General features: G+C 67.7%; 20 protein-coding genes. 11 read left to right on the top strand and 9 right to left on the bottom strand.

The genetic code is table 11. The features are described from left to right. Nucleotides 1–96 precede the first annotated feature (96 nt). From OOK40_RS14040 to trxA, 5 genes are all read left to right on the top strand, one after another. Nucleotides 97–1,797 (top strand): protein kinase family protein, encoded by a 1,701-nt coding sequence (locus OOK40_RS14040; protein ID WP_266480602.1) that lies wholly within the window; start codon nucleotides 97–99, stop codon nucleotides 1,795–1,797. Between the two features lie 25 nt (nucleotides 1,798–1,822). Next, nucleotides 1,823–2,527, top strand: coding sequence for an RNA polymerase sigma factor SigM (gene sigM, locus OOK40_RS14035; protein WP_266480600.1), 705 nt, complete (start codon nucleotides 1,823–1,825; stop codon nucleotides 2,525–2,527). Beyond that, nucleotides 2,524–3,426, top strand: coding sequence for an anti-sigma factor (locus OOK40_RS14030; protein WP_266480599.1), 903 nt, complete (start codon nucleotides 2,524–2,526; stop codon nucleotides 3,424–3,426). The genes sigM and OOK40_RS14030 overlap by 4 nt, the downstream gene beginning before the upstream one ends. 125 nt (nucleotides 3,427–3,551) lie before the next feature. Beyond that, complete coding sequence (gene trxB / locus OOK40_RS14025) at nucleotides 3,552–4,526, top strand: thioredoxin-disulfide reductase (protein ID WP_266480596.1); 975 nt, start codon at nucleotides 3,552–3,554, stop codon at nucleotides 4,524–4,526. A 51-nt stretch (nucleotides 4,527–4,577) separates the two neighbouring features. Beyond that, nucleotides 4,578–4,910, top strand: coding sequence for a thioredoxin (gene trxA, locus OOK40_RS14020; RefSeq protein WP_142214727.1), 333 nt, complete (start codon nucleotides 4,578–4,580; stop codon nucleotides 4,908–4,910). A gap of 87 nt (nucleotides 4,911–4,997) precedes the next feature. Here trxA and OOK40_RS14015 read toward each other — a convergent pair whose 3' ends face one another. From OOK40_RS14015 to rpmH, 9 genes are all read right to left on the bottom strand, one after another. After that, the gene (locus tag OOK40_RS14015; RefSeq protein WP_266480593.1) at nucleotides 4,998–5,615 is read right to left on the bottom strand and encodes a GNAT family N-acetyltransferase; all 618 of its coding nucleotides are present in this window, start codon (nucleotides 5,613–5,615) and stop codon (nucleotides 4,998–5,000) included. Between the two features lie 308 nt (nucleotides 5,616–5,923). After that, on the bottom strand, nucleotides 5,924–7,024 hold the full coding sequence (locus OOK40_RS14010; RefSeq protein ID WP_266480591.1) for a ParB/RepB/Spo0J family partition protein: 1,101 nt from the start codon (nucleotides 7,022–7,024) through the stop codon (nucleotides 5,924–5,926). Beyond that, the gene (locus OOK40_RS14005; RefSeq protein WP_323136061.1) at nucleotides 7,021–8,097 is read right to left on the bottom strand and encodes an AAA family ATPase; all 1,077 of its coding nucleotides are present in this window, start codon (nucleotides 8,095–8,097) and stop codon (nucleotides 7,021–7,023) included. The genes OOK40_RS14010 and OOK40_RS14005 overlap by 4 nt, the downstream gene beginning before the upstream one ends. 265 nt (nucleotides 8,098–8,362) lie before the next feature. Further along, complete coding sequence (gene rsmG / locus OOK40_RS14000; protein WP_266480587.1) at nucleotides 8,363–9,079, bottom strand: 16S rRNA (guanine(527)-N(7))-methyltransferase RsmG; 717 nt, start codon at nucleotides 9,077–9,079, stop codon at nucleotides 8,363–8,365. A gap of 110 nt (nucleotides 9,080–9,189) precedes the next feature. Continuing rightward, nucleotides 9,190–9,702 (bottom strand): R3H domain-containing nucleic acid-binding protein, encoded by a 513-nt coding sequence (locus OOK40_RS13995; RefSeq protein WP_266480585.1) that lies wholly within the window; start codon nucleotides 9,700–9,702, stop codon nucleotides 9,190–9,192. An 18-nt stretch (nucleotides 9,703–9,720) separates the two neighbouring features. Beyond that, nucleotides 9,721–10,980 carry a membrane protein insertase YidC gene (yidC, locus tag OOK40_RS13990; protein ID WP_266480582.1) on the bottom strand — a complete coding sequence of 420 codons (1,260 nt, stop codon included), beginning with the start codon at nucleotides 10,978–10,980 and terminating at the stop codon, nucleotides 9,721–9,723. A 3-nt stretch (nucleotides 10,981–10,983) separates the two neighbouring features. Beyond that, on the bottom strand, nucleotides 10,984–11,343 hold the full coding sequence (gene yidD / locus OOK40_RS13985) for a membrane protein insertion efficiency factor YidD (RefSeq protein WP_266480578.1): 360 nt from the start codon (nucleotides 11,341–11,343) through the stop codon (nucleotides 10,984–10,986). Beyond that, a complete protein-coding gene (gene rnpA, locus OOK40_RS13980) occupies nucleotides 11,340–11,711 on the bottom strand; it encodes a ribonuclease P protein component (RefSeq protein ID WP_266480576.1) in 372 nt (123 codons plus the stop codon). The genes yidD and rnpA overlap by 4 nt, the downstream gene beginning before the upstream one ends. 18 nt (nucleotides 11,712–11,729) lie before the next feature. Continuing rightward, a complete protein-coding gene (gene rpmH, locus OOK40_RS13975; protein WP_006381191.1) occupies nucleotides 11,730–11,867 on the bottom strand; it encodes a 50S ribosomal protein L34 in 138 nt (45 codons plus the stop codon). Between the two features lie 360 nt (nucleotides 11,868–12,227). On the opposite strand from rpmH, the gene dnaA reads away from it, so the two are divergent. From dnaA to gyrB, 6 genes are all read left to right on the top strand, one after another. Then, entirely contained in the window at nucleotides 12,228–14,027 is a 1,800-nt protein-coding gene (dnaA, locus tag OOK40_RS13970) for a chromosomal replication initiator protein DnaA (protein WP_323136060.1), read from the top strand. A gap of 862 nt (nucleotides 14,028–14,889) precedes the next feature. Then, nucleotides 14,890–16,020, top strand: a complete 1,131-nt coding sequence (gene dnaN, locus OOK40_RS13965; RefSeq protein ID WP_266480574.1) for a DNA polymerase III subunit beta — start codon at nucleotides 14,890–14,892, stop codon at nucleotides 16,018–16,020. Nucleotides 16,021–16,154: 134 nt separating this feature from the next. Then, complete coding sequence (gene gnd, locus OOK40_RS13960) at nucleotides 16,155–17,033, top strand: phosphogluconate dehydrogenase (NAD(+)-dependent, decarboxylating) (RefSeq protein ID WP_266480571.1); 879 nt, start codon at nucleotides 16,155–16,157, stop codon at nucleotides 17,031–17,033. A 30-nt stretch (nucleotides 17,034–17,063) separates the two neighbouring features. Then, on the top strand, nucleotides 17,064–18,221 hold the full coding sequence (gene recF / locus OOK40_RS13955) for a DNA replication/repair protein RecF (protein WP_266480569.1): 1,158 nt from the start codon (nucleotides 17,064–17,066) through the stop codon (nucleotides 18,219–18,221). Beyond that, nucleotides 18,218–18,769 (top strand): DUF721 domain-containing protein, encoded by a 552-nt coding sequence (locus tag OOK40_RS13950; protein WP_266480566.1) that lies wholly within the window; start codon nucleotides 18,218–18,220, stop codon nucleotides 18,767–18,769. The genes recF and OOK40_RS13950 overlap by 4 nt, the downstream gene beginning before the upstream one ends. A gap of 694 nt (nucleotides 18,770–19,463) precedes the next feature. Next, nucleotides 19,464–21,530: a DNA topoisomerase (ATP-hydrolyzing) subunit B gene (gene gyrB, locus OOK40_RS13945; RefSeq protein ID WP_323136059.1), complete on the top strand. Its 2,067-nt coding sequence runs from the start codon at nucleotides 19,464–19,466 to the stop codon at nucleotides 21,528–21,530. Nucleotide 21,531: the final 1 nt, after the last annotated feature.

Raw genomic sequence — 21,531 nt, 5'->3', positions numbered from 1 at the left:
ATCGTCGGCCGCCGTGTGTCGTGCATAGCGGCCGACTGTGGGCACAATTGGCATGGCTGTTGGATATGCACAACGGATGGGGAGGCAGGAACGACGGTGGCGGAACGTAGCACGGCTGCCGTCGACGTGGCCGACAACAGCGGAGATGATCCGCTGACCGCGAAGGCGGGCAAGGCCACGACCGACGGGGCGGCGGAATCCCAGGACACGGCGGAGAAGACCGCACCGGACACGGGCAGCGAACGGCAGGGCACCGAACCCACCATCGCCACGCCCGAACTGCACAGTGGTCACAAGCTCGCCAGACGCTACAGGCTCGAGGAGTGCGTCACCCGTCTGGACGGTTTCAGCAGCTGGCGTGCGGTCGACGAGAAACTGCGCCGCGCCGTCGGCGTGCATCTGCTCCCCGCCGACCACCCACGGGCCCGCTCCGTACTCGCGGCGGCCCGCTCCTCGGCACTTCTCGGCGACCCGCGCTTCGTACAGGTCCTCGACGCCGTCGAGGAGAACGACCTCGTCTATGTCGTCCATGAGTGGCTTCCTGACGCGACGGAGCTCACCGCTCTGCTCGCCATGGGGCCCATGGAGCCGCATGACGCCTACCAGCTCGTCGACCAGCTGTCCCAGGCCATGGCCGCGGCACACCGTGAGGGGCTGGCTCACCTCCGGCTCACCCCGGGAGCGGTGCTGCGGAGCTCGACCGGGCAGTACCGGATCCGCGGCCTCGCCGTGAATGCCGCACTGCGCGGAATCACGGCCGACGGGCCACAGCGCGCCGACACCGAAGCCATCGGCGCCCTGCTGTACGCGGCGCTGACCCAGCGGTGGCCGTACGAGAGCGACGCATACGGTCTCTCCGGGCTGCCCAAGGGCGTCGGGCTCATCGCTCCCGACCAGGTGCGGGCCGGCGTGCACCGCGGGCTCTCCGAGCTCGCCATGCGCGCTCTGGTCAACGACGGCGCCACGGCCTCCCGCCAGGAGCCGCCCTGCACCACGCCGGACGAACTGGCAAAGGCCGTCGCGGCGATGCCCCGCATCCGCCCGCCGGAGCCTGCGTTCACCTCCCCGCCCGAGTACCAGCGGACCACGTACCAGCAGGGCGCTTACGGCCGCCCTGCGCCCCGTCCCGGCCCCGCGGCAACCCAGCCGGTGGCCGCCCCGCCGCCACCGCTCCAGAGCCGCACAGGCAGGGTCCTCAAGTGGACCGTGGCCGCTCTGCTCATCGCCGCACTGGGGCTGGGCAGCTGGCAGATCGCCGACAAGCTGATCGACCGCGACAAGGACCCGGTCGACCCGGGCACGTCACAGTCGAACAGCGGCGAGAAGAACAGCGAGGACAAGTCCGGTAAGCCGGTCGACATCACCAGTGCCCGTGACTTCGACCCGCTCGGGGACAACTCCGAGAAGCCTGACGGGATAAAGAACAGCTACGACGGCAACCCGTCGACCTACTGGAACACCGACGGTTACCGGGGCAGCGGCGACTTCGGGAATCTGAAGTCCGGTGTCGGCATCATTCTGGACCTGGGCGAGGTCCATCAGGTCGGCACCGTGGACATCTCCTTCCTCGGCGGCGACACGTCCGTCGAACTGCGGACTGCTGCCGAGGATGCCTCGTCCGAGCCCACATCCCTCGACGGCTTCAAGAAGGTCGCGGACGGATCCGGTTCGAATGTGTCCCTCAAGCCCGGCAAGCCGGTGCAGGCACGGTACGTTCTGGTCTGGCTGACCAATCTGCCACGGAGCGACGAGGGCAACTTCCGGGGCAAGGTCTCGGAGATCAAGATCACTAGCTGACGGCACCGAGGGAGGGGGCTCACCGTTGGACGACGCGACACTCGGCGACGCAAGCGACCAGGACCTTCTGGCACGCCATGTCGCGGGGGACCCGGATGCCTTCGGTGAGCTCGTACGGCGCCACCGCGACAGGCTGTGGGCCGTCGCCCTGCGCACACTGGGCGACCGCGAGGAAGCAGCGGACGCGGTCCAGGACGCTCTGGTGTCCGCCTTCCGGGCCGCCCATACCTTCCGCGGCCAGTCCGCCGTCACCACCTGGCTTCATCGCATCACCGTGAACGCCTGTCTCGACCGGGCCCGCAAGGCGGCCTCACGCAAGACCTCCCCCGTCGACGACACGGAGCGTCTGGAGCAGCTTCTCGAGCCTCATGAGTCCGCCGAGGCACCGGCGGAGCGGCAGGATCTGCATCGCGAGCTCCTCGCCGCGCTGGCGAAACTGCCCGTCGATCAGCGGGCCGCACTGGTGCTGGTGGACATGCAGGGCTATCCGGTCGCCGAGGCGGCCCGTGTCCTCGATGTACCGACCGGAACCGTCAAAAGCCGGTGTGCTCGCGGTCGGGCACGGCTGTTGCCGATGCTCACTCATCTGCGCGGTGATGCCGGGGATAACACCGAGCTCAGCGTGGGAAGGAACCGGACGCCGGGGACATCCGTCCCACCGGCGTCGGGACAAAGGGACGCAGGGCCGAATGACCCTGCAGCCGTGAAGGGCGGAGGTGGGCGCGCGTGACATCGACGACCGACACGAGTCGGCACCCTGACGTCTCGGAAATCTCCGACCTCACCGAGGGTCTGCTCCCCCCGTCCCGTACAGCCGATGTGCGCGAGCATCTGGACGGCTGCCCGTTGTGCGCCGACGTACGCGAGTCGCTTGAGGAAATCCGCGGACTGCTCGGCACGCTGCCGGGCGCTCATCGGATGCCCGCCGATGTCGCCGGTCGCATTGACGCCGCTCTGGCTGCCGAGGCTCTGCTGGACTCCACCGCACCCGAAGAGACGGCACATGTTTCACGTGAAACAGCGCCCGCCCCTCAGCCGGCCGACACCACTCCCGCCGACCGCCCCTCGGGACACCCGCGCGCTGCCACAGGGCCCGGCCGCAGCCGACCCGGACGGCGGCGGCGGAAAGCCGTCCTCGGCGCCGTCTTCGGCGTAGCCGCAATCGGAATGAGCGTCCTGCTCCTGCAGTCGCTGCAGTCCACCGGTGTCAACGACGCCGACTCTGCGAAGAAAGATGCGGGCGTCAGTTCCGCGGCGGGCTCCTCCCAGGACTTCTCGGACTCCGACCTCAAGGGCCATGTCCAGGCGCTGCTCACTGCCGGCTCAGATCAGCCGGAGCCGCGGATCGAGAAGGGCCCATCGCTCAACAGCGAGGCCAATCCCCCTTCGCCCAGGCACAAGCCGACCGTGGCAGTGCCGCCCTGCATCCAGAAGGGCACCGACCGCACCGATGCCCCGATCGCCGTCGAGAAGGGCGAGTACAAGGGCGACGACGCCTACCTCGTCGTGCTGCCCCACTCCACGGACAGCCAGCAGGTCCAGGCGTACGTGATCGATGCAGCCTGCGTCGAGTCAGCGCCCACATCTGCGGGGAAGCTCCTGCTCACCAACTCGTACCCTCTGCGCTGACACACGCCGCCGCGCCGCGCGGGCGTCCCGGGAATGCAAGCCCCGTAGGATCCGTTGGGTGGGGTGAGGGTCACAGACCCGCCCCGGTAGGCAGCAGGCAGTTCGCAGAGACGAGGAAGAAACCCGTGAGCGACGTCCGTAATGTGATCATCATCGGCTCCGGGCCGGCCGGCTACACGGCGGCGCTCTACACCGCGCGCGCATCGCTGCAGCCGCTGGTCTTCGAGGGAGCCGTCACCGCCGGCGGTGCACTGATGACCACGACCGAGGTGGAGAACTTCCCCGGCTTCCGCGACGGCATCATGGGTCCGGACCTGATGGACAACATGCGTGCGCAGGCCGAGCGCTTCGGCGCCGAGCTGGTCCCGGACGACATCGTCTCCGTCGACCTCAGCGGCGAGATCAAGACCGTCACCGACACAGCGGGCACCGTCCACCGGGCCAAGGCCGTCATCGTCACCACGGGCTCCCAGCACCGCAAGCTCGGCCTGCCGAATGAAGACGCGCTCTCCGGGCGCGGCGTCTCCTGGTGTGCGACCTGTGACGGGTTCTTCTTCAAGGACCAGGACATCGCCGTCATCGGCGGCGGCGACACCGCGATGGAGGAGGCGACCTTCCTCTCCCGGTTCGCCAAGTCCGTCACCATCGTCCACCGTCGTGACACCCTGCGTGCCTCCAAGGCCATGCAGGACCGCGCCTTCGCCGACCCGAAGATCTCCTTCGCCTGGGACAGCGAGGTCGCGGCAATCCACGGCGAGCAGAAGCTTTCCGGTCTGACGCTGCGCAACACCAAGACCGGCGAGACCTCTGAGCTCCCTGTCACCGGGCTGTTCATCGCAGTTGGCCATGACCCGCGCACCGAGCTCTTCAAGGGACAGCTCGAGCAGGACGACGAGGGCTACCTGAAGGTGGAGGCGCCGTCGACGCGCACCAACCTGACGGGTGTCTTCGCTGCGGGAGACGTCGTCGACCACACCTACCGCCAGGCCATCACGGCTGCCGGTACCGGCTGCGCTGCTGCCCTCGACGCCGAGCGCCACCTCGCCGCTCTCGCCGACGGTGAGAACGCCGCCGAGGCTGAGAAGACCTCCGCGGTCTGACCCTCTGCATTCCATCCCCCTCACACCCCGCAAAGTAGTAAGGAGGCCGCCGTGGCCGGCGCCCTGAAGAACGTGACCGACGACACCTTCGAAGAGGATGTCCTCAAGAGCGACAAGCCCGTGCTGGTGGACTTCTGGGCCGCCTGGTGCGGACCGTGCCGCCAGATCGCGCCATCCCTCGAAGCCATCGCGGCCGAGCACGGTGACAAGATCGAGATCGTGAAGCTCAACATCGACGAGAACCCGGCCACTGCCGCCAAGTACGGAGTCATGTCCATCCCGACGCTGAACGTCTACCAGAACGGCGAGGTCGCCAAGACCATCGTCGGCGCCAAGCCGAAGGCCGCCATCGTCCGCGACCTCGAGGGCTTCATCGGCGAGTAGTCGGCGAGCAGTCACAGCGCCGCTGTTTCACGTGAAACACGAAGGGGCTCATCCCCACTAGGGATGAGCCCCTTCTCACGTTCGCGGTCAGAGCGGCCGCAGCACCGGCTCCTTCTGCACAGCTCCGAGCAGACGGTCCAAGGCCAGCTCCACATCTTCCTTCCAGGAGAGCGTCGTCCGCAGTTCCAGCCTCAGGCGGGGATACGTCGGATGGGGTCGCACCGTCTTGAAGCCGACTGCCAGCAGATGCTCGGCGGGCAGCACACAAGCGGGCTCCTTCCAGCGCGCGTCTCCGAACGCCTCGATCGCACGAAAGCCCCGCCGCAGCAGATCCTTGGCCACTGTCTGCACGATGACCCTGCCAAGTCCCTGTCCCTGATAGCCAGGATTGATCCAGGCGGTCATCAGCTGGACGGCGTCGGGTGAGACGGGACTGGTGGGGAAGGCCGTGGAACGCGGCACGTAGGCGGGTGGCGCGTACAGGACGAAGCCGACCGGAACCTCGTCGACGTAGACGACTCGGCCGCAAGAGCCCCACTCCAGCAGCACAGCCGAGATCCAGGCCTCCTTCTCCAGCTCGGGGGTTCCCGCCTTTACCGCGGCTTCTCCACTGACCGGATCAAGCTCCCAGAAGACACACGCACGACAACGCTTGGGAAGGTCCGAAAGGTTGTCCAGCGTGAGCGGTACAAGCCGACGCCCCATGAAGGCTGTTCCTCGCTTCCGTCACCCGCCGCGCTACGAGCGGCTGCCAGCGCGCTCCGCTCCTGGAGCAGGCTGCTGATAAAGCCTCCGACTGCCCCCAGGCCCAGGCCCGCTGTCACCAGTTGGCTGCGGCTCACCGTTCGCATTGCCCTCGCCCTCCCTCTGAGGTGGATCAAGGTGGATGCGCCCTACCAGAACGCATCGTATCCACCCAGCCCCGACACGGGTACAGGCCTACAGCAAAGGGCGGGCCATGTCCGGTCAACCCACCGGAACATGGCCCGCCCTTTACGACATTGGCGAGAGCCTCAGCCCTCGTCGTCCTCGCCCGGCTCCTCGGCGAGGCCCTTCTCCAGGACCCGTCCCTCACCGGGGGCAAGGGTGCCGAGAATGCGCTCCAGATCGTCTATCGACGCGAACTCGACGACGATCTTCCCCTTCTTCTGACCGAGGTCGACCTTCACCCGGGTCTCAAAGCGGTCGGAGAGCCGTGACGCGAGATCGGTGAGCGCCGGCGACAGCCGGGCCCCTGCCCGCGGGCTCTTCGGCTTGGTCGTGCTCTTGGTGCTCGAGTTGATCAGCGTGACGATCTCCTCGACCGCCCGCACAGAGAGCCCTTCGGCCACGATCCGGTGCGCAAGCCGGTCCTGCTCCTCGGAATCGTCCACCGAGAGCAGCGCCCTCGCATGGCCGGCCGAGAGCACCCCCGCGGCGACCCTGCGCTGGACAGGAGGCGACAGACGCAGCAGGCGCAGAGTGTTGGACACCTGCGGACGCGAGCGCCCGATCCGGTCGGCCAGCTGGTCGTGGGTGCAGTTGAAGTCCTTGAGCAGCTGGTCGTAGGCGGCAGCCTCTTCCAGCGGGTTCAGCTGCGCGCGGTGGAGGTTCTCCAGCAGCGCATCCAGGAGGAGCTTCTCGTCGTCCGTGTCCCGGACGATCGCGGGAATCCGCTCCAGACCGGCCTCACGGCAGGCCCTCCAGCGGCGCTCGCCCATGATGAGCTCGTAGCGCTCCGCGCTCAACTGCCGTACGACGACGGGCTGGAGAAGGCCCACTTCCTTGATGGACGTGACCAGCTCCGCGAGAGCGTCCTCGTCGAACACCTCACGCGGCTGACGCGGGTTGGGCGTAATGGCATCGAGCGGCAGCTCGGCGAAGTGCGCACCGGCCGGCTCCGCGGGCTGCGGTACGGCCTCCGGCTCCTCCGGTGCGAGGGTGATCGGATCCGGCGAAACAGCGGCCGCCGGCAGCGTCGTCACCTTGGCGGCCGCAACACCCCGCTCCGCGGTCAGCACCGGAGCCGCTCCCGGAGAGCTCGAACCCCCTGCAGGGGGCGCCTGCTTCTCCTGGGGAGCGGCAGGGATCAGCGCACCGAGCCCACGCCCCAATCCTCTACGTCGCTCGCTCACTGGATCCCCTCCGAGATGTTCTGCTGGCTGTTCTGGCCGACCACATGGGCCTGCTGCGGGTCGTAGTGGATCCCGACCCCTCGCAGTGCGATCTCACGCGCCGCTTCGAGATACGACAGAGACCCACTGGAACCTGGATCGTAGGTCAGCACCGTCTGTCCATAGCTGGGGGCCTCCGAGATACGCACCGAGCGCGGGATGCTCGTACGGAGCACCTCCTCGCCGAAGTGGCTGCGCACCTCGTCCGCCACCTGTGAGGCGAGCCGGGTTCTGCCGTCGTACATGGTCAGCAGAATCGTCGACACATGCAGCGTCGGGTTGAGATGCCCGCGCACCAGGTCCACGTTCCTCAGCAGCTGCCCCAGACCTTCCAGCGCGTAGTACTCACACTGGATGGGGATCAGCACCTCCGCACCGGCGACCAGCGCGTTGACGGTCAGCAGACCGAGCGAGGGCGGGCAGTCGATGAGGATGTAGTCCAGCGGCTGCTCATAGGCCTGGATGGCTCGCTGCAGTCGGCTCTCCCGCGCCACCAGCGACACCAGCTCGATCTCCGCACCGGCGAGATCGATGGTGGCGGGGGCGCAGAAGAGACCTTCGACGTCCGGGACCGGCTGGACCACCTCGGAGAGCGGCCTGCTCTCCACCAGGACGTCATAGATCGAAGGGACTTCGGCGTGGTGATCGATCCCCAGCGCCGTGGAGGCGTTGCCCTGTGGATCCAGGTCGACAACCAGAACACGCGCGCCATGGAGGGCGAGCGAAGCGGCGAGGTTGACCGTGGTGGTGGTCTTCCCTACGCCGCCCTTCTGGTTGGCGACAACCATGACGCGTGTCTGCTCAGGTCGGGGCAGACCCTCGCCGGCACGCCCCAGCGCCTCCACGGCCAGCTGGGCAGCACGGCCGATGGGGGTGTCGTCCATCGGGGGCGGTGTTTCACGTGAAACATCCTCCCCCGGTGACTCTGTACGGGGACCGGGGACCGGGTCGGTCATCGGTCCCGCGATGTTGGCGTCGGACCGCAAGGATTCACTCTCCTCGACTACAGGCTCGCGATGAACAGAGCCTGCCATGCTTTCGGGGTCGTGAACCAGCGAGGCAGGTGGTTCTGTGGGTGAATCCACCTCTGTGGACAACTCCGTAGCCCTCACGAGGGGCTTTCGGTCCCGCATCGGGGCGGCAGCACGGCCGCGACTGATGATTCCCTGCAGCAGTGAGCGACGTTTCACGTGAAACACGATGCACGCGCCGCAGGACTACACCCGCACGACACTCCGAAATGCGTACGTATGGAAGCTTGTATGGAGCATTACTCATAGGCAGTACGAACTGTATGGATCAGCGGCGCCGACGAGTGCGGCTGGTCCGGGCAGCCTTGGCCCGCTTCGCAGCGAATCGCACACCGCCAGGACTCTCCCCGACCTCCACACGGACCACCGTGGACAGCGGATCGACAATCCCCTCACCGACGTGCAGTACCGAGGTCTCCACCACACCGAGCTTGCTCAGGGCGGCACGGGCCCCCTGAATCTCCTCCTCGGCGGTGTCGCCCTTGAGGGCGAGCATCTCTCCGTACGGCCGCAGAAGGGGCACTCCCCAGCCCGCCAACCGGTCCAGCGGCGCCACGGCACGTGCGGTCACCACATGCACCGGAGGCAGCTTGCCGAGCACTTCCTCGGCCCGGCCCCGGACCACGGTCACATGCTCGAGACCCAGCAGTTCGACGACTTCCTGGAGGAAATTCGTCCGGCGAAGCAGCGGTTCGAGGAGTGTGATCTTCAGATCCGGGCGGACAAGCGCCAGCGGAATACCAGGGAGGCCGGCCCCCGAGCCCACATCGCAGACCGTGACGCCCTCAGGCACTACCTCGGAAAGTACCGCGCAGTTCAGCAGATGCCGTTCCCACAGCCGAGGCACCTCACGAGGACCGATCAGTCCACGCTTCACGCCGATGTCCGCGAGCAGCTCCGCATACCGCACGGCCTCCGGAAAGAAGTCTCCGAAAACCGTCCGCGCCTCCGCTGGCGCCTGGGGAAGCTCTGCTTCCTCCGTCACGGGAACCGTCCTTCCGTACCGCACTGTCGCACTGTGGACTGTGGACTGACTATCAGGCTGACAAAGATCGGCCCCGCCTGCGAACAGACGGGGCCGACGGACAATGGAGGTCAGGCAGGGAGCACGACGACGAAGCGCTGCGGCTCCTCGCCCTCGGACTCACTGCGCAGACCCGCGGCCGCGACCGCGTCGTGGACGACCTTGCGCTCGAAGGGCGTCATCGGGTCGAGCTTGACCGGCTCACCGGTGCTCTTGACCTCGTCGGCGGCCTTGGCGCCGAGCTCGGCGAGCTCGGTGCGCTTCCTGGCCCGGAAGCCCGCGATGTCCAGCATCAGCCGACTGCGGTCTCCGGTCTCCCGGTGTACGGCGAGCCGGGTGAGCTCCTGAAGTGCTTCCAGAACCTCCCCGTCACGGCCGACGAGCTTCTGCAGATCGCGGCTGCCCGAGTCACTGATGATCGAGACCGCGGCCCGGTCGGCCTCGACGTCCATGTCGATGTCACCGTCGAGATCGGCGATGTCGAGCAGACCCTCGAGGTAGTCGGCCGCGATCTCCCCTTCCTGCTCGAGGCGGGTCAGGGTGTCGCCACCCTCGGCGGCGGCGGAGATGGTGCCTTCCGTCACGGATGGACTCCTTCTTACTTACTTCTTGGACGAGGGGTGCTTGGGCCGCTGCTGGCCCTTGCGCTGCCCGGACTTGGGCTGCTGGCGTGGGGTACCCGAGGCGGGCTTGCCCGGCTTTGCGCCCTGAGGCGTGTCCTTCTGCAGCGAAGGCTTCGGGGCCGAGTCTGCGGCATCGGTGCTCTTGGGTGCGCCCTGCTGGGCACTGGCGGACTGCCGCTTCGCCTTGGTCTGGCGCTTGGGCTGCTGCCGCCTCTGGGCGGCGCCGCCCTCGGTCTCGGTCTCGGCGACGTCGCTCTTGATCACCGTGCCGTCCGCCTGAGCGGCGAAGCCGGCCTTGGTGAGGCCCGTGATGAACCGGCGCTCGTTCTCGTTGCGGTCCGGGCCCTTGGCGACGATCGCCCGGATCACGGTCCGCTTGCGTCGCGACTTGACCTCGCTGTGGGCGGTGACGCCCTTCAGCAGCCGCTGCAGGTACTGGTCCTGGGCCTTGCTGCCCGGCGTCGGGTTCTGGTTGATCACGTACATCTGCTGGCCCATGGTCCACACGTTGGTGGTCAGCCAGTAGACGAGGACACCGACGGGGAAGTTGATGCCCATAACGGCGAAGATGACCGGGAAGATGTACATCAGCATCTTCTGCTGCTGCATGTACGGCGTCTTGACCGTCAGGTCCACGTTCTTCTGCATCAGCTGGCGCTGCGTGTAGAACTGCGACGCCGACATCATGACGATCATGATCGCGGTGACAATGCGCACATCGGTCAGCGAGGCGCCGAGTGCGGCGACCTCCGCCGTGCTGTCCGTGAACTTCGAGGCGAGCGGGGCACCGAAAATGTGTGCCTGACGGGCGCTGTCCAGCAGCGATTCATTGATGACGCCGACAGTCTTACCCGAGGCAATGCTGGAGAGCACGTGGTAAAGGGCGAAGAAGAACGGCGACTGCGCGAGGATCGGAAGGCACGAGGAGAGCGGGTTGGTGCCCGTCTCCTTGTACAGCTTCATCATCTCTTCGGACTGACGCTGCTTGTCGCTCTTGTAGCGCTCCTGGATCGCCTTCATCTTCGGCTGGAGCGCCTGCATGTTCCGGGTCGACTTGATCTGCTTCACAAAGAGCGGAATCAGACAGATCCGGATGAGGATCACCAGCGACACGATGGACAGTCCCCAGGCCCAGCCCGTGTTGGGGCCGAAGACTGCCCCGTAGAGCGAGTGGAACTGGACGATGACCCACGAAACAGGTGTGGTGATAAAGCTGAAGAGACTGGCAATCGTGTCCACTAATCAGGCTCCTTGAGCATTGGGCGAGGTCTCTGCTGCCGGACTCGGGGGTTCGGGGGTCGACCCCCGGGGAGGCACATCGGCGGCGGAGTGCCCGCCCTTGCTGCCACGCAAGGCATCACGCAGCATTTCGTGCCACCGCGGACGCTTGCGCGGCGGCACATGATCAACGCCACCCGGCGACCATGGATTGCATCGCAGGATGCGCCAGGCGGTCAGTACTGTGCCCTTGACCGCGCCGTGCCGGTCGATGGCCGTGTATCCGTAGTGGGAGCACGACGGGTAGTACCGGCAGACAGGGCCCAGCAGCGGGCTGATCGTCCACTGGTACAGCTTGATCAGAGCCAGCAGCGGGTACTTCATCGCGCGCCCCCTCCCAGCAGCCGCTGGAGGGCGGCATCCAGGTCTCGGGCCAGCTGTTCATAGGAGGCGTCGCCCGCACCGGGCAGCGCCCGTACGACCACCAGGCTACCGGGGGGCAGCTGAGTGAGTCGTTCACGTATCAGGTGACGCAGTCTTCGCTTGACCTTGTTGCGGACGACTGCGCCGCCTACGGCCTTGCTTACGACGAAACCCGCACACGTCGGGGGAGCGCTCTCCCCAGGCGCGTGCGGGTCCGTTGCACCGCTGTGTAGATGGACGACGAGGAGCGGGCGACCGGCCCTGCGTCCTCGGCGTACCGCGGTCGCGAAGTCCTCGCGCCGCCTCAGCCGATTCTCGGTAGGCAGCACGTCATGACCTGTTAACGATCAGGCGGACAGGCTGGCGCGACCCTTGCCACGGCGGTTCGCGAGAATCGCGCGGCCGGCACGGGTACGCATCCGCAGGCGGAAGCCGTGGGTCTTCGCGCGACGACGGTTGTTCGGCTGGAAGGTGCGCTTGCTCACTCGGGGGCTCCAGAAATGATTCGTAGATGGCGGGACATCGCCTGGCTGTCACCGTGCGCCCACGAGAAGCTCGCGTTTACGCCCGAGTGCACCGCTTCACGATCACAGACCGTGATCATTGCCCATCGGAGGCAGGCGGCAGCAGCCATCGACAACTCGACCTGGTTACGGTACGCGCGGCTACGCCATCCGGTCAAACCAGCCTGATGGCGTGGTCCACTGTGCACAGGCTGTGGACAACAACTTGAACCGCGCGGGTCGCCCTGACTACCGTGGCTGAACTCCAATTCCTTTCCTGCCTGTCTTCCCATCCCGTCCCGAGAACCACACATTCGTGGGACCTGCGAGAGAGCGTGCCTTGTGGCTGACGTACCTGCCGATCTTGCCGCAGTGTGGCCACGAGTGCTGGAACAGCTCCTCGCAGAGGGCCAGCAGGGCATCGAGCCCAAGGACAAACAGTGGATCGAGCGCTGCCAGCCGCTCGCACTGGTGGCCGACACAGCGCTGCTCGCCGTCCCCAATGAATGGGGCAAGCGTGTCCTCGAGGGCCGGCTGGCTCCTCTGATCAGCGAGACCCTGAGCCGTGAGTGCGGCCGCCCCATCCGGATCGCCATCACGGTGGACGACTCCGTGGGCGAGCCTCCGGCCTCGCAGCAGCCCCCGGCCCAGCAGGCTCCCCGCTACCAGGGCCCGCAGCACGACGATCCTCGCGACTCCCGGCAGAGCGACCCCTACGACAGCTACGGGCACCGGCCCGGGGGAGACGACGGCCTGCCCGACGTCCGCCCCGCCTACCCCGAGTACCAGCAGCGACAGCAGCAGCGCCCGGAACCCGGCGCCTGGCCACGCACACAGGAGGATCTGTCCTGGCAGCAGCCGAGGCTCGGCGGCTTCCAGGACCGCGACCCCTCCGCAGAGCAATGGCGCGAGCCGTACGCCACCGCCCGGCCGCGCCAGCCCCAGCACGACTACCGGCAGCCGCAGTCGCCCGAGCGCCAGCCCTACGAGCAGCATCGCCCGGAGCGGCACGAGCGGCCCGACCACCAGACGCCGCACCGCGGGACTCCCACGGGCGCTCCCGGACCGCTGGGCGCGCAGCCCTCGCCGGCACCCGGCCCGGGTGAGCCGCATGCCCGGCTGAACCCGAAGTACCTCTTCGACACCTTCGTCATCGGCGCGTCCAACCGGTTCGCGCACGCCGCGGCGGTCGCGGTCGCCGAGGCGCCGGCCAAGGCGTACAACCCCCTGTTCATCTACGGGGAGTCGGGACTCGGCAAGACTCACCTGTTGCATGCCATCGGGCATTACGCCCGCAGCCTCTATCCAGGCACGCGTGTGCGGTATGTGAGCTCCGAGGAGTTCACCAACGAGTTCATCAACTCGATCCGCGACGGCAAGGGCGACACGTTCCGCAAGCGCTACCGCGATGTGGACATCCTGCTGGTCGACGACATCCAGTTCCTGGCGAGCAAGGAGTCGACACAGGAGGAGTTCTTCCACACCTTCAACACGCTCCACAACGCCAACAAGCAGATCGTGCTCTCCTCGGACCGGCCGCCCAAGCAGCTGATGACGCTTGAGGACCGGCTGAGGAACCGTTTCGAGTGGGGTCTGACCACCGACGTACAGCCGCCGGAACTGGAGACCCGTATCGCGATTCTGCGCAAGAAGGCGGTGCAGGAGCAGCTCAACGCCCCGCCGGAGGTGCTGGAGTTCATCGCGTCCCGCATCTCGCGCAATATCCGTGAGCTGGAGGGTGCGCTGATCCGGGTGACGGCGTTCGCGTCGCTCAACCGGCAGCCGGTGGATCTCGGGCTCACAGAGATCGTGCTGAAGGACCTGATCCCGGGCGGCGAGGACTCGGCCCCCGAGATCACCGCGAGCGCCATCATGGCGGCTACCGCCGACTACTTCGGTCTGACGGTGGAGGATCTCTGCGGATCCTCGCGCAGCCGGGTGCTGGTGACCGCCCGCCAGATCGCGATGTACCTGTGCCGCGAGCTCACTGATCTGTCGCTGCCGAAGATCGGCGCGCAGTTCGGCGGCCGCGACCATACGACCGTGATGCACGCCGACCGCAAGATCCGCGCGCTGATGGCCGAGCGGCGGTCCATCTACAACCAGGTCACCGAGCTCACCAACCGCATCAAGAACGGCTGACGCGACCAGCGGCTCACCAGCACAAGAGGCCTTCGAGGGCGCTCCGGGACGACGTTCCGGAGCGCCCTTCGGCGTTCCGCGGCCGTTTGCGTACCTGTCCTGCGGATGTCCGGTGTTCGAATACATGGCGACGGGAGGGTGTTCTCCACAGATCTGGGGACGATCTTCCGTCCACAGCCTGGGGACTGGAAAGTTGTCCAGATCGCATCCACAGGGGCGGCTGCCGAGATTTCATCACACCAGGTCAGGTGGCTGTGGATTTGTGGTCAACCGTGCTCCACAGTCTGTGGACGCAGGATCCGTCCACAAGGCGCGATCGAAGTTGTCCACCGGCGGCCCACAGGCAGCGCCGCGTTGCCCACAGCTTCGCGTGGCTTCTCCACACCCTTGTCCACTGTTCGGCAACGAAACGCCCGAGCTCACCGGGTCGAGTGAAAGGCGTCACACCAACGTGGTCGGTTGGGCTGTGGGGAACGTGGGTAAAGCTGGGGACAGCGCTGGGGAGAAGTCCCCCTCTCCTGTGCATCGGATGTGCAGAACTTTCGGGCGTCCACAGAAGCACCGGGTTGTCCACCGGTGCCACCCACAGGCCCGGTGGACAAAAAAACGGGTCTGACCTGCATGGATGACGTTATCCACGGTTTCCACAGGCCCTACTACTACTCCCACTTAGAGTTACCGGGGAATTCGCTTCGAAGAAGGCCCTGTGCACAACTCGAGCCCGGAGCCCCCGACACCTCTTGCCACGACTTGACCCCGACCCGCACCGACTGTCGGTGCCGTACGTCAGACTGGTCCCCGGCGACACAGCCGACGACGAAGGCCAGCAAGGGCGAGCCAGCAACAGCAGGAGGCGGTTCCGGTGAAGATCCGGGTGGAGCGCGATGTACTCGCGGAGGCGGTGGCCTGGGTGGCCCGCAGCCTCCCGGCCCGTCCGCCGGCGCCCGTACTCGCGGGCCTTCTTCTGAAGGCGGAGGACGGCGCCCTCAGCTTCTCGAGCTTCGACTACGAGGTCTCGGCGCGCGTCTCCGTGGAGGCGGAGGTGGACGAGGACGGCACCGTGCTCGTCTCCGGCCGACTCCTCGCCGACATCTGCCGCGCTCTCCCCAACCGCCCCGTGGAGATTTCCACAGACGGTGTGCGGGCGACCGTCGTCTGCGGCTCCTCGCGATTCACACTCCACACCATGCCTGTGGAGGAGTACCCGGCGCTGCCGCAGATGCCGACCGCGACCGGCACCGTGCCCGGTGAGGTCTTCGCCTCCGCCGCCGCACAGGTCGCCATCGCCGCCGGCCGTGACGACACGCTCCCCGTCCTCACCGGCGTACGGATCGAGATCGAGGGCGACACCGTCACGCTGGCCTCCACCGACCGCTACCGCTTCGCGGTCCGTGAATTCCTGTGGAAGCCGGAGAACCCGGAGGCGTCCGCCGTCGCGCTGGTGCCCGCCAAGACCCTGCTGGACACCGCCAAGGCGCTGACCAGCGGTGACACGGTCACACTCGCGCTCTCCGGCTCGGGTGCCGGTGAGGGGCTCATCGGTTTCGAGGGCGCCGGACGGCGGACCACGACCCGGCTGCTCGAAGGCGATCTGCCGAAGTACCGGACGCTGTTCCCCACCGAGTTCAACTCGGTCGCCGTCATCGAGACCGCGCCCTTCGTCGAGGCCGTCAAGCGTGTCGCGCTGGTCGCCGAACGGAACACTCCGGTCCGGCTCAGCTTCGAGCAGGGCGTGCTGATCCTGGAGGCCGGTTCCAGCGATGACGCACAGGCTGTGGAGCGCGTCGACGCGAACCTGGAGGGCGACGACATCTCGATCGCCTTCAACCCGACCTTCCTGCTCGACGGCCTGAGCGCCATCGACTCGCCGGTCGCCCAGCTGTCGTTCACGACCTCCACCAAGCCCGCGCTGCTGAGCGGCAAGCCCGCCATGGATGCCGAGGCCGACGAGGCGTACAAGTACCTGATCATGCCCGTGCGGCTCTCCGGCTGAGACGGCGAAGACGGCCGAACGGCTGATCCTGACGGGCCTGCTCGGGCGTGAGCAGGCCCGTCAGGCCGTCCGTACCGCCCGGGCGTAGGCTCGGAGCCGGTACGAATCGGCATACAACGCGTAAGGAATCTGTGATGGAGCTCGGTCTCGTCGGCCTTGGCAAGATGGGCGGCAATATGCGCGAGCGCATCCGCCGCGCAGGCCACACCGTCCTTGGCTACGACCGCAATCCGGACCTCGCCGATGTCCACAGCCTCGGCGAGCTTGTGGGCAAGCTCAAGGGCCCGCGGGTCGTGTGGGTGATGGTCCCGGCCGGAGCGGCGACCCAGTCCACCATCGACGAGCTGGCCGAGCTGCTGGAGCCGGGCGACGTGGTCGTCGACGGCGGCAACTCCCGCTGGACGGACGACGAGAAGCACGCGGTCGAGCTGGGCATCAAGGGCATCGGCTTTGTCGACTGCGGTGTTTCCGGCGGTGTCTGGGGCCTCGAGAACGGCTACGCGCTGATGTACGGCGGCCACGCCGAGCATGTCGCGAGGGTCCAGCCGATCTTCGACGCGCTCAAGCCCGAGGGCGAGTTCGGCTCCGTCCACGCGGGCAAGGTCGGCGCGGGCCACTTCGCGAAGATGGTCCACAACGGCATCGAGTACGCCATGATGCAGGCCTACGCCGAGGGCTGGGAGCTCCTGGAGAAGGTCAACTCGGTCACCGACGTACGCGAGGTCTTCCGCTCCTGGCAGGAGGGCACGGTCATTCGTTCCTGGCTGCTGGACCTGGCGGTCAACGCGCTGGACGACGACGAGCACCTGGAGAAGCTGCGCGGTTATGCACAGGACTCCGGCGAGGGCCGGTGGACTGTGGAAGCCGCGATCGACAACGCGGTGCCGCTGCCCGCGATCACCGCTTCGCTGTTCGCGCGCTTCGCGTCCCGTCAGGACGACTCCCCGCAGATGAAGATGATCGCGGCGCTGCGCAACCAGTTCGGCGGCCACGCGGTCGAGAACAAGAACTAGTCCCGAGCCGGGGGAGGTCGGCGTACATCCATGCACGTCACGCATTTGTCGCTGGCCGACTTCCGCTCGTACGCCCGGGTCGAGGTCCCACTCGACCCGGGCGTCACCTCGTTCGTGGGGGCGAACGGGCAGGGGAAGACCAATCTCGTCGAGGCGGTCGGCTATCTCGCGACGCTGGCGAGCCACCGGGTCTCATCGGATGCGCCGCTGGTGCGGATGGGCGCGGACCGTGCGGTGATCCGGGCGGCCGTCACCCAGGGCGAGCGCTCCCAGCTGATCGAGCTCGAGCTCAATCCGGGGAAGGCGAACAGGGCCCGTATCAACCGGTCCTCACAGGTCAGGCCGCGTGATGTGCTGGGGATAGTACGGACGGTGCTGTTCGCGCCCGAGGATCTCGCGCTGGTGAAGGGCGACCCGGGCGAGCGGCGGCGGTTCCTGGACGAGCTGATCACGGCGCGCTCGCCGCGGATGGCGGGGGTGCGCTCCGACTACGAGCGGGTGCTCAAGCAGCGCAACACCTTGCTGAAGTCCGCGGCCATGGCGCGGCGGCACGGCGGGCGCGGGATGGACCTGTCGACGCTGGACGTGTGGGATCAGCATCTGGCGCGCGCCGGGGCGGAGTTGCTGGCGCAGCGGATCGATCTGATCGCGGCGCTGCAGCCGCTGGCGGACAAGGCGTACGAGCAACTGGCGCCGGGGGGCGGGCCGGTTGCGCTGGAGTACCGTTCCTCCTCCGGTGCCGCTGTGGGTGTCGGTGAAGGTGTTGTGGGAGAGGGCTCGGTGCATGGTCGGGAAGCCCTGGCCGAGCAGCTGATCGGCGCGCTCGCCGAGGTGCGCAAGCAGGAGATCGAGCGGGGCGTGACGCTGGTCGGGCCGCACCGCGACGACCTGGTGCTCAAGCTGGGACAGCTGCCCGCCAAGGGGTACGCCAGCCATGGCGAGTCCTGGTCGTACGCGCTGGCGCTGCGGCTGGCCTCGTACGACCTGCTCAGAGCTGAGGGCAACGAGCCGGTGCTGGTCCTCGACGATGTCTTCGCCGAACTGGACGTGCGGCGGCGCGAGCGGCTGGCGGAACTGGTCGCTCCGGGCGAGCAGGTGCTGGTGACGGCGGCAGTGGACGACGATGTGCCGGCGGTGCTGGCCGGGGCGCGGTACCTGGTGGCGGACGGTGTGGTGGGGCGGGTATGAGCGAGGAGCCGAATCAAGCGGCCGAGCCGCCGGCGGTGCCCGAGTCCTCGGGCGTCGACCTGGCGCGGGTCGCGCTGCGCGCCGCGAAGGAACAGGCGAAGGCGCGCGGCGCCGCGGCACAGCAGAAGAAACAGGCCAGGCGGGGCGGCGGGCTGCGATCGGGAGCGCGGGCGGACGGGCGTGATCCGCTCCCGCTGGGTGCGGCGATCAACCGGCTGATCACAGAGCGGGGCTGGGAGACACCGGCCGCGGTGGGCGGTGTGATGGGTCGCTGGCCGCAGATCGTGGGCGCGGACCTGGCGAACCACTGTGTGCCGCTGCGGTACGAGGAGGACCCGGATCAGCGGGTGCTGACCGTGCAGTGCGATTCCACGGCGTGGGCGACGCAGCTGAGGCTGCTGGCGCCGCGGCTGGTGGCGCGGCTGAACGAGGACCTGGGGCACGGGACGGTACGGCTGATCAAGGTACTGGGGCCTGGTGGGCCGCCGAGGACGTACGGGGCGCTGAGGGCGCCGGGGAGTGTGGGGCCGGGCGACACGTACGGGTGAGGCGGGGCCCTGGGGCTTCGCTCCCGGGTCCCGGCGCGGGGGTCTCGCGTCGAGCCCGGCCCAGCGGGGCCGGGCTCGCGTCAGCGGGCGTGCGGTGTTCGCTCAAGGCGGATTTGGGGCTGACGCCCCACGCCCCGGCGCTCCAGCGGCTCCGCCGCGGAGAAAAAGCTCGGGCCTGGCCCGCACCTTAAGCGGCAGCTTCGCGCCGCAGCCGTCCTCGCGGGGGTGGCGCGCGCCCCGCCCGCTGCCACCCAGACCCAGGGCACCCCCCACGCCGCCCCGCTGCCGCCGACGCCCCGAGCGGCTGCCGCCCAGGGGCACCCCACCCCACCCTGCCCCGCAGCCGCAGCGGCCCAACGCCCCCCCGACCCGCCCGGAGCCCCGCGCCCCGCCCCCTGCTGCCCGTGCAACGCCGCCCATCCCGTAACACCCGAAACCCCCCGATGCGGGTGAGGTGTCCCTCACCGTAGCCAGTGGTTGACAGCCCGAAGCGCTCAATGCCCGTGTGAGCCTCCTGGAGCCCCTTCCCAGATATGGGGAGTCGGACCGACACGGTTCAGGGCGGCACATGAGGACGCAGCTACCGGCAAACCCCCATTCGGGTCGGCGGTACCGGTAGACTGGTGCACAATCCCGCCCACTCGCGGAACATGTCGAACGACGCAGCCGCTCCCGCCTGCCCGGAGAACGGCTTGTGCTGTGCCAGAAAGGGCGCTTCGTGGCCGATTCCGGCAACCCCAACGAGAACATTCCGTCCACTCCTGCCGGTGGGAACGGCGAGGTAACCGCCTCGTACGACGCCAGCGCGATCACGGTCCTCGAGGGCCTGGACGCGGTCCGCAAGCGACCTGGCATGTACATCGGTTCAACCGGTGAGCGTGGACTCCACCACCTCGTCCAAGAGGTCGTCGACAACTCCGTCGACGAGGCCATGGCCGGTCACGCCGACACGATCGACGTCACGATCCTCGCCGACGGCGGCGTGCGCGTCATCGACAACGGCCGCGGCATCCCGGTGGACATCGTCCCGTCCGAGAACAAGCCGGCCGTCGAGGTCGTGCTCACCGTTCTGCACGCGGGCGGCAAGTTCGGCGGCGGCGGCTACGCCGTCTCCGGCGGTCTGCACGGCGTCGGCGTCTCGGTCGTCAACGCCCTGTCGTCGAAGGTCTCCGTCGAGGTCAAGCGCGACGGCTACCGCTGGACGCAGGACTACAAGCTCGGTGTCCCGACCGCGCCCCTCGCTCAGAACGAAGCCACGGGCGACAGCGGCACCACGGTGACGTTCTGGGCCGACAGCGACATCTTCGAGACGACCGAGTACTCCTTCGAGACGCTCTCCCGCCGTTTCCAGGAGATGGCCTTCCTCAACAAGGGCCTGACCCTGACGCTGACGGACGAGCGCGAGTCGGCGAAGGCCACCGTAGGTGCCGACGCCCCCGAGGAGCCGGACGAGGAACCGCCCGCACGCTCGGTGAAGTACTACTACGAAGGCGGCATCGTCGACTTCGTCAAGTACCTCAACTCCCGCAAGGGCGAGCTGATCCACCCGACCGTCATCGACATCGAGGCCGAGGACAAGGAGCGCCTGCTCTCGGTCGAGATCGCGATGCAGTGGAACTCCCAGTACACCGAGGGTGTGTACTCCTTCGCGAACACCATCCACACCCACGAGGGCGGTACCCACGAAGAGGGCTTCCGGTCCGCTCTGACGGGCCTGGTCAACCGGTACGCGCGCGACAAGAAGCTGCTGCGCGAGAAGGACGACAACCTCTCCGGCGAGGACATCCGCGAGGGTCTGACCGCGATCATCTCGGTCAAGCTGGGCGAGCCGCAGTTCGAGGGCCAGACCAAGACCAAGCTGGGCAACACCGAGGCGAAGACCTTCGTGCAGAAGGTCGTGCACGAGCACCTCACCGACTGGTTCGACCGCAATCCCAATGAGGCCGCGGACATCATCCGCAAGTCCATCCAGGCGCAGACGGCGCGCGTCGCGGCCCGCAAGGCCCGTGACCTGACCCGTCGCAAGGGCCTGCTGGAGTCGGCCTCGCTGCCGGGCAAGCTGAGCGACTGCCAGTCGAACGACCCCACCAAGTGCGAGATCTTCATCGTCGAGGGTGACTCCGCCGGCGGCTCGGCGAAGTCCGGCCGTAACCCGATGTACCAGGCGATCCTGCCCATCCGAGGCAAGATCCTGAACGTCGAGAAGGCGCGGATCGACAAGATCCTGCAGAACACCGAGGTCCAGGCGCTGATCTCGGCCTTCGGCACCGGAGTCCACGAGGACTTCGACATCGAGAAGCTCCGCTATCACAAGATCATCCTGATGGCGGACGCCGATGTCGACGGTCAGCACATCAACACCCTGCTGCTGACCTTCCTCTTCCGCTTCATGCGGCCGCTGGTCGAGGCCGGGCACGTGTACCTCTCGCGCCCGCCGCTCTACAAGATCAAGTGGGGTCGGGACGACTTCGAGTACGCGTACTCGGACCGTGAGCGCGACGCCCTGGTCGAGCTGGGCAAGCAGAACGGCAAGCGGATCAAGGAAGACTCGATCCAGCGCTTCAAGGGCCTCGGCGAGATGAACGCCGAGGAACTGCGCATCACCACGATGGATGTGGACCACCGCGTTCTCGGCCAGGTCACGCTGGACGACGCCGCGCAGGCCGACGACCTCTTCTCGGTGCTGATGGGTGAGGACGTGGAGGCACGGCGCTCGTTCATCCAGCGCAATGCCAAGGACGTCCGCTTCCTCGACATCTGAG

Source organism: Streptomyces sp. NBC_01481, from assembly GCF_026339995.1.
Taxonomy (GTDB): domain Bacteria; phylum Actinomycetota; class Actinomycetes; order Streptomycetales; family Streptomycetaceae; genus Streptomyces.
The sequence above is the reverse complement of the archived record's forward strand: the minus strand, read 5'-3'. Positions and strand labels throughout refer to the sequence as shown.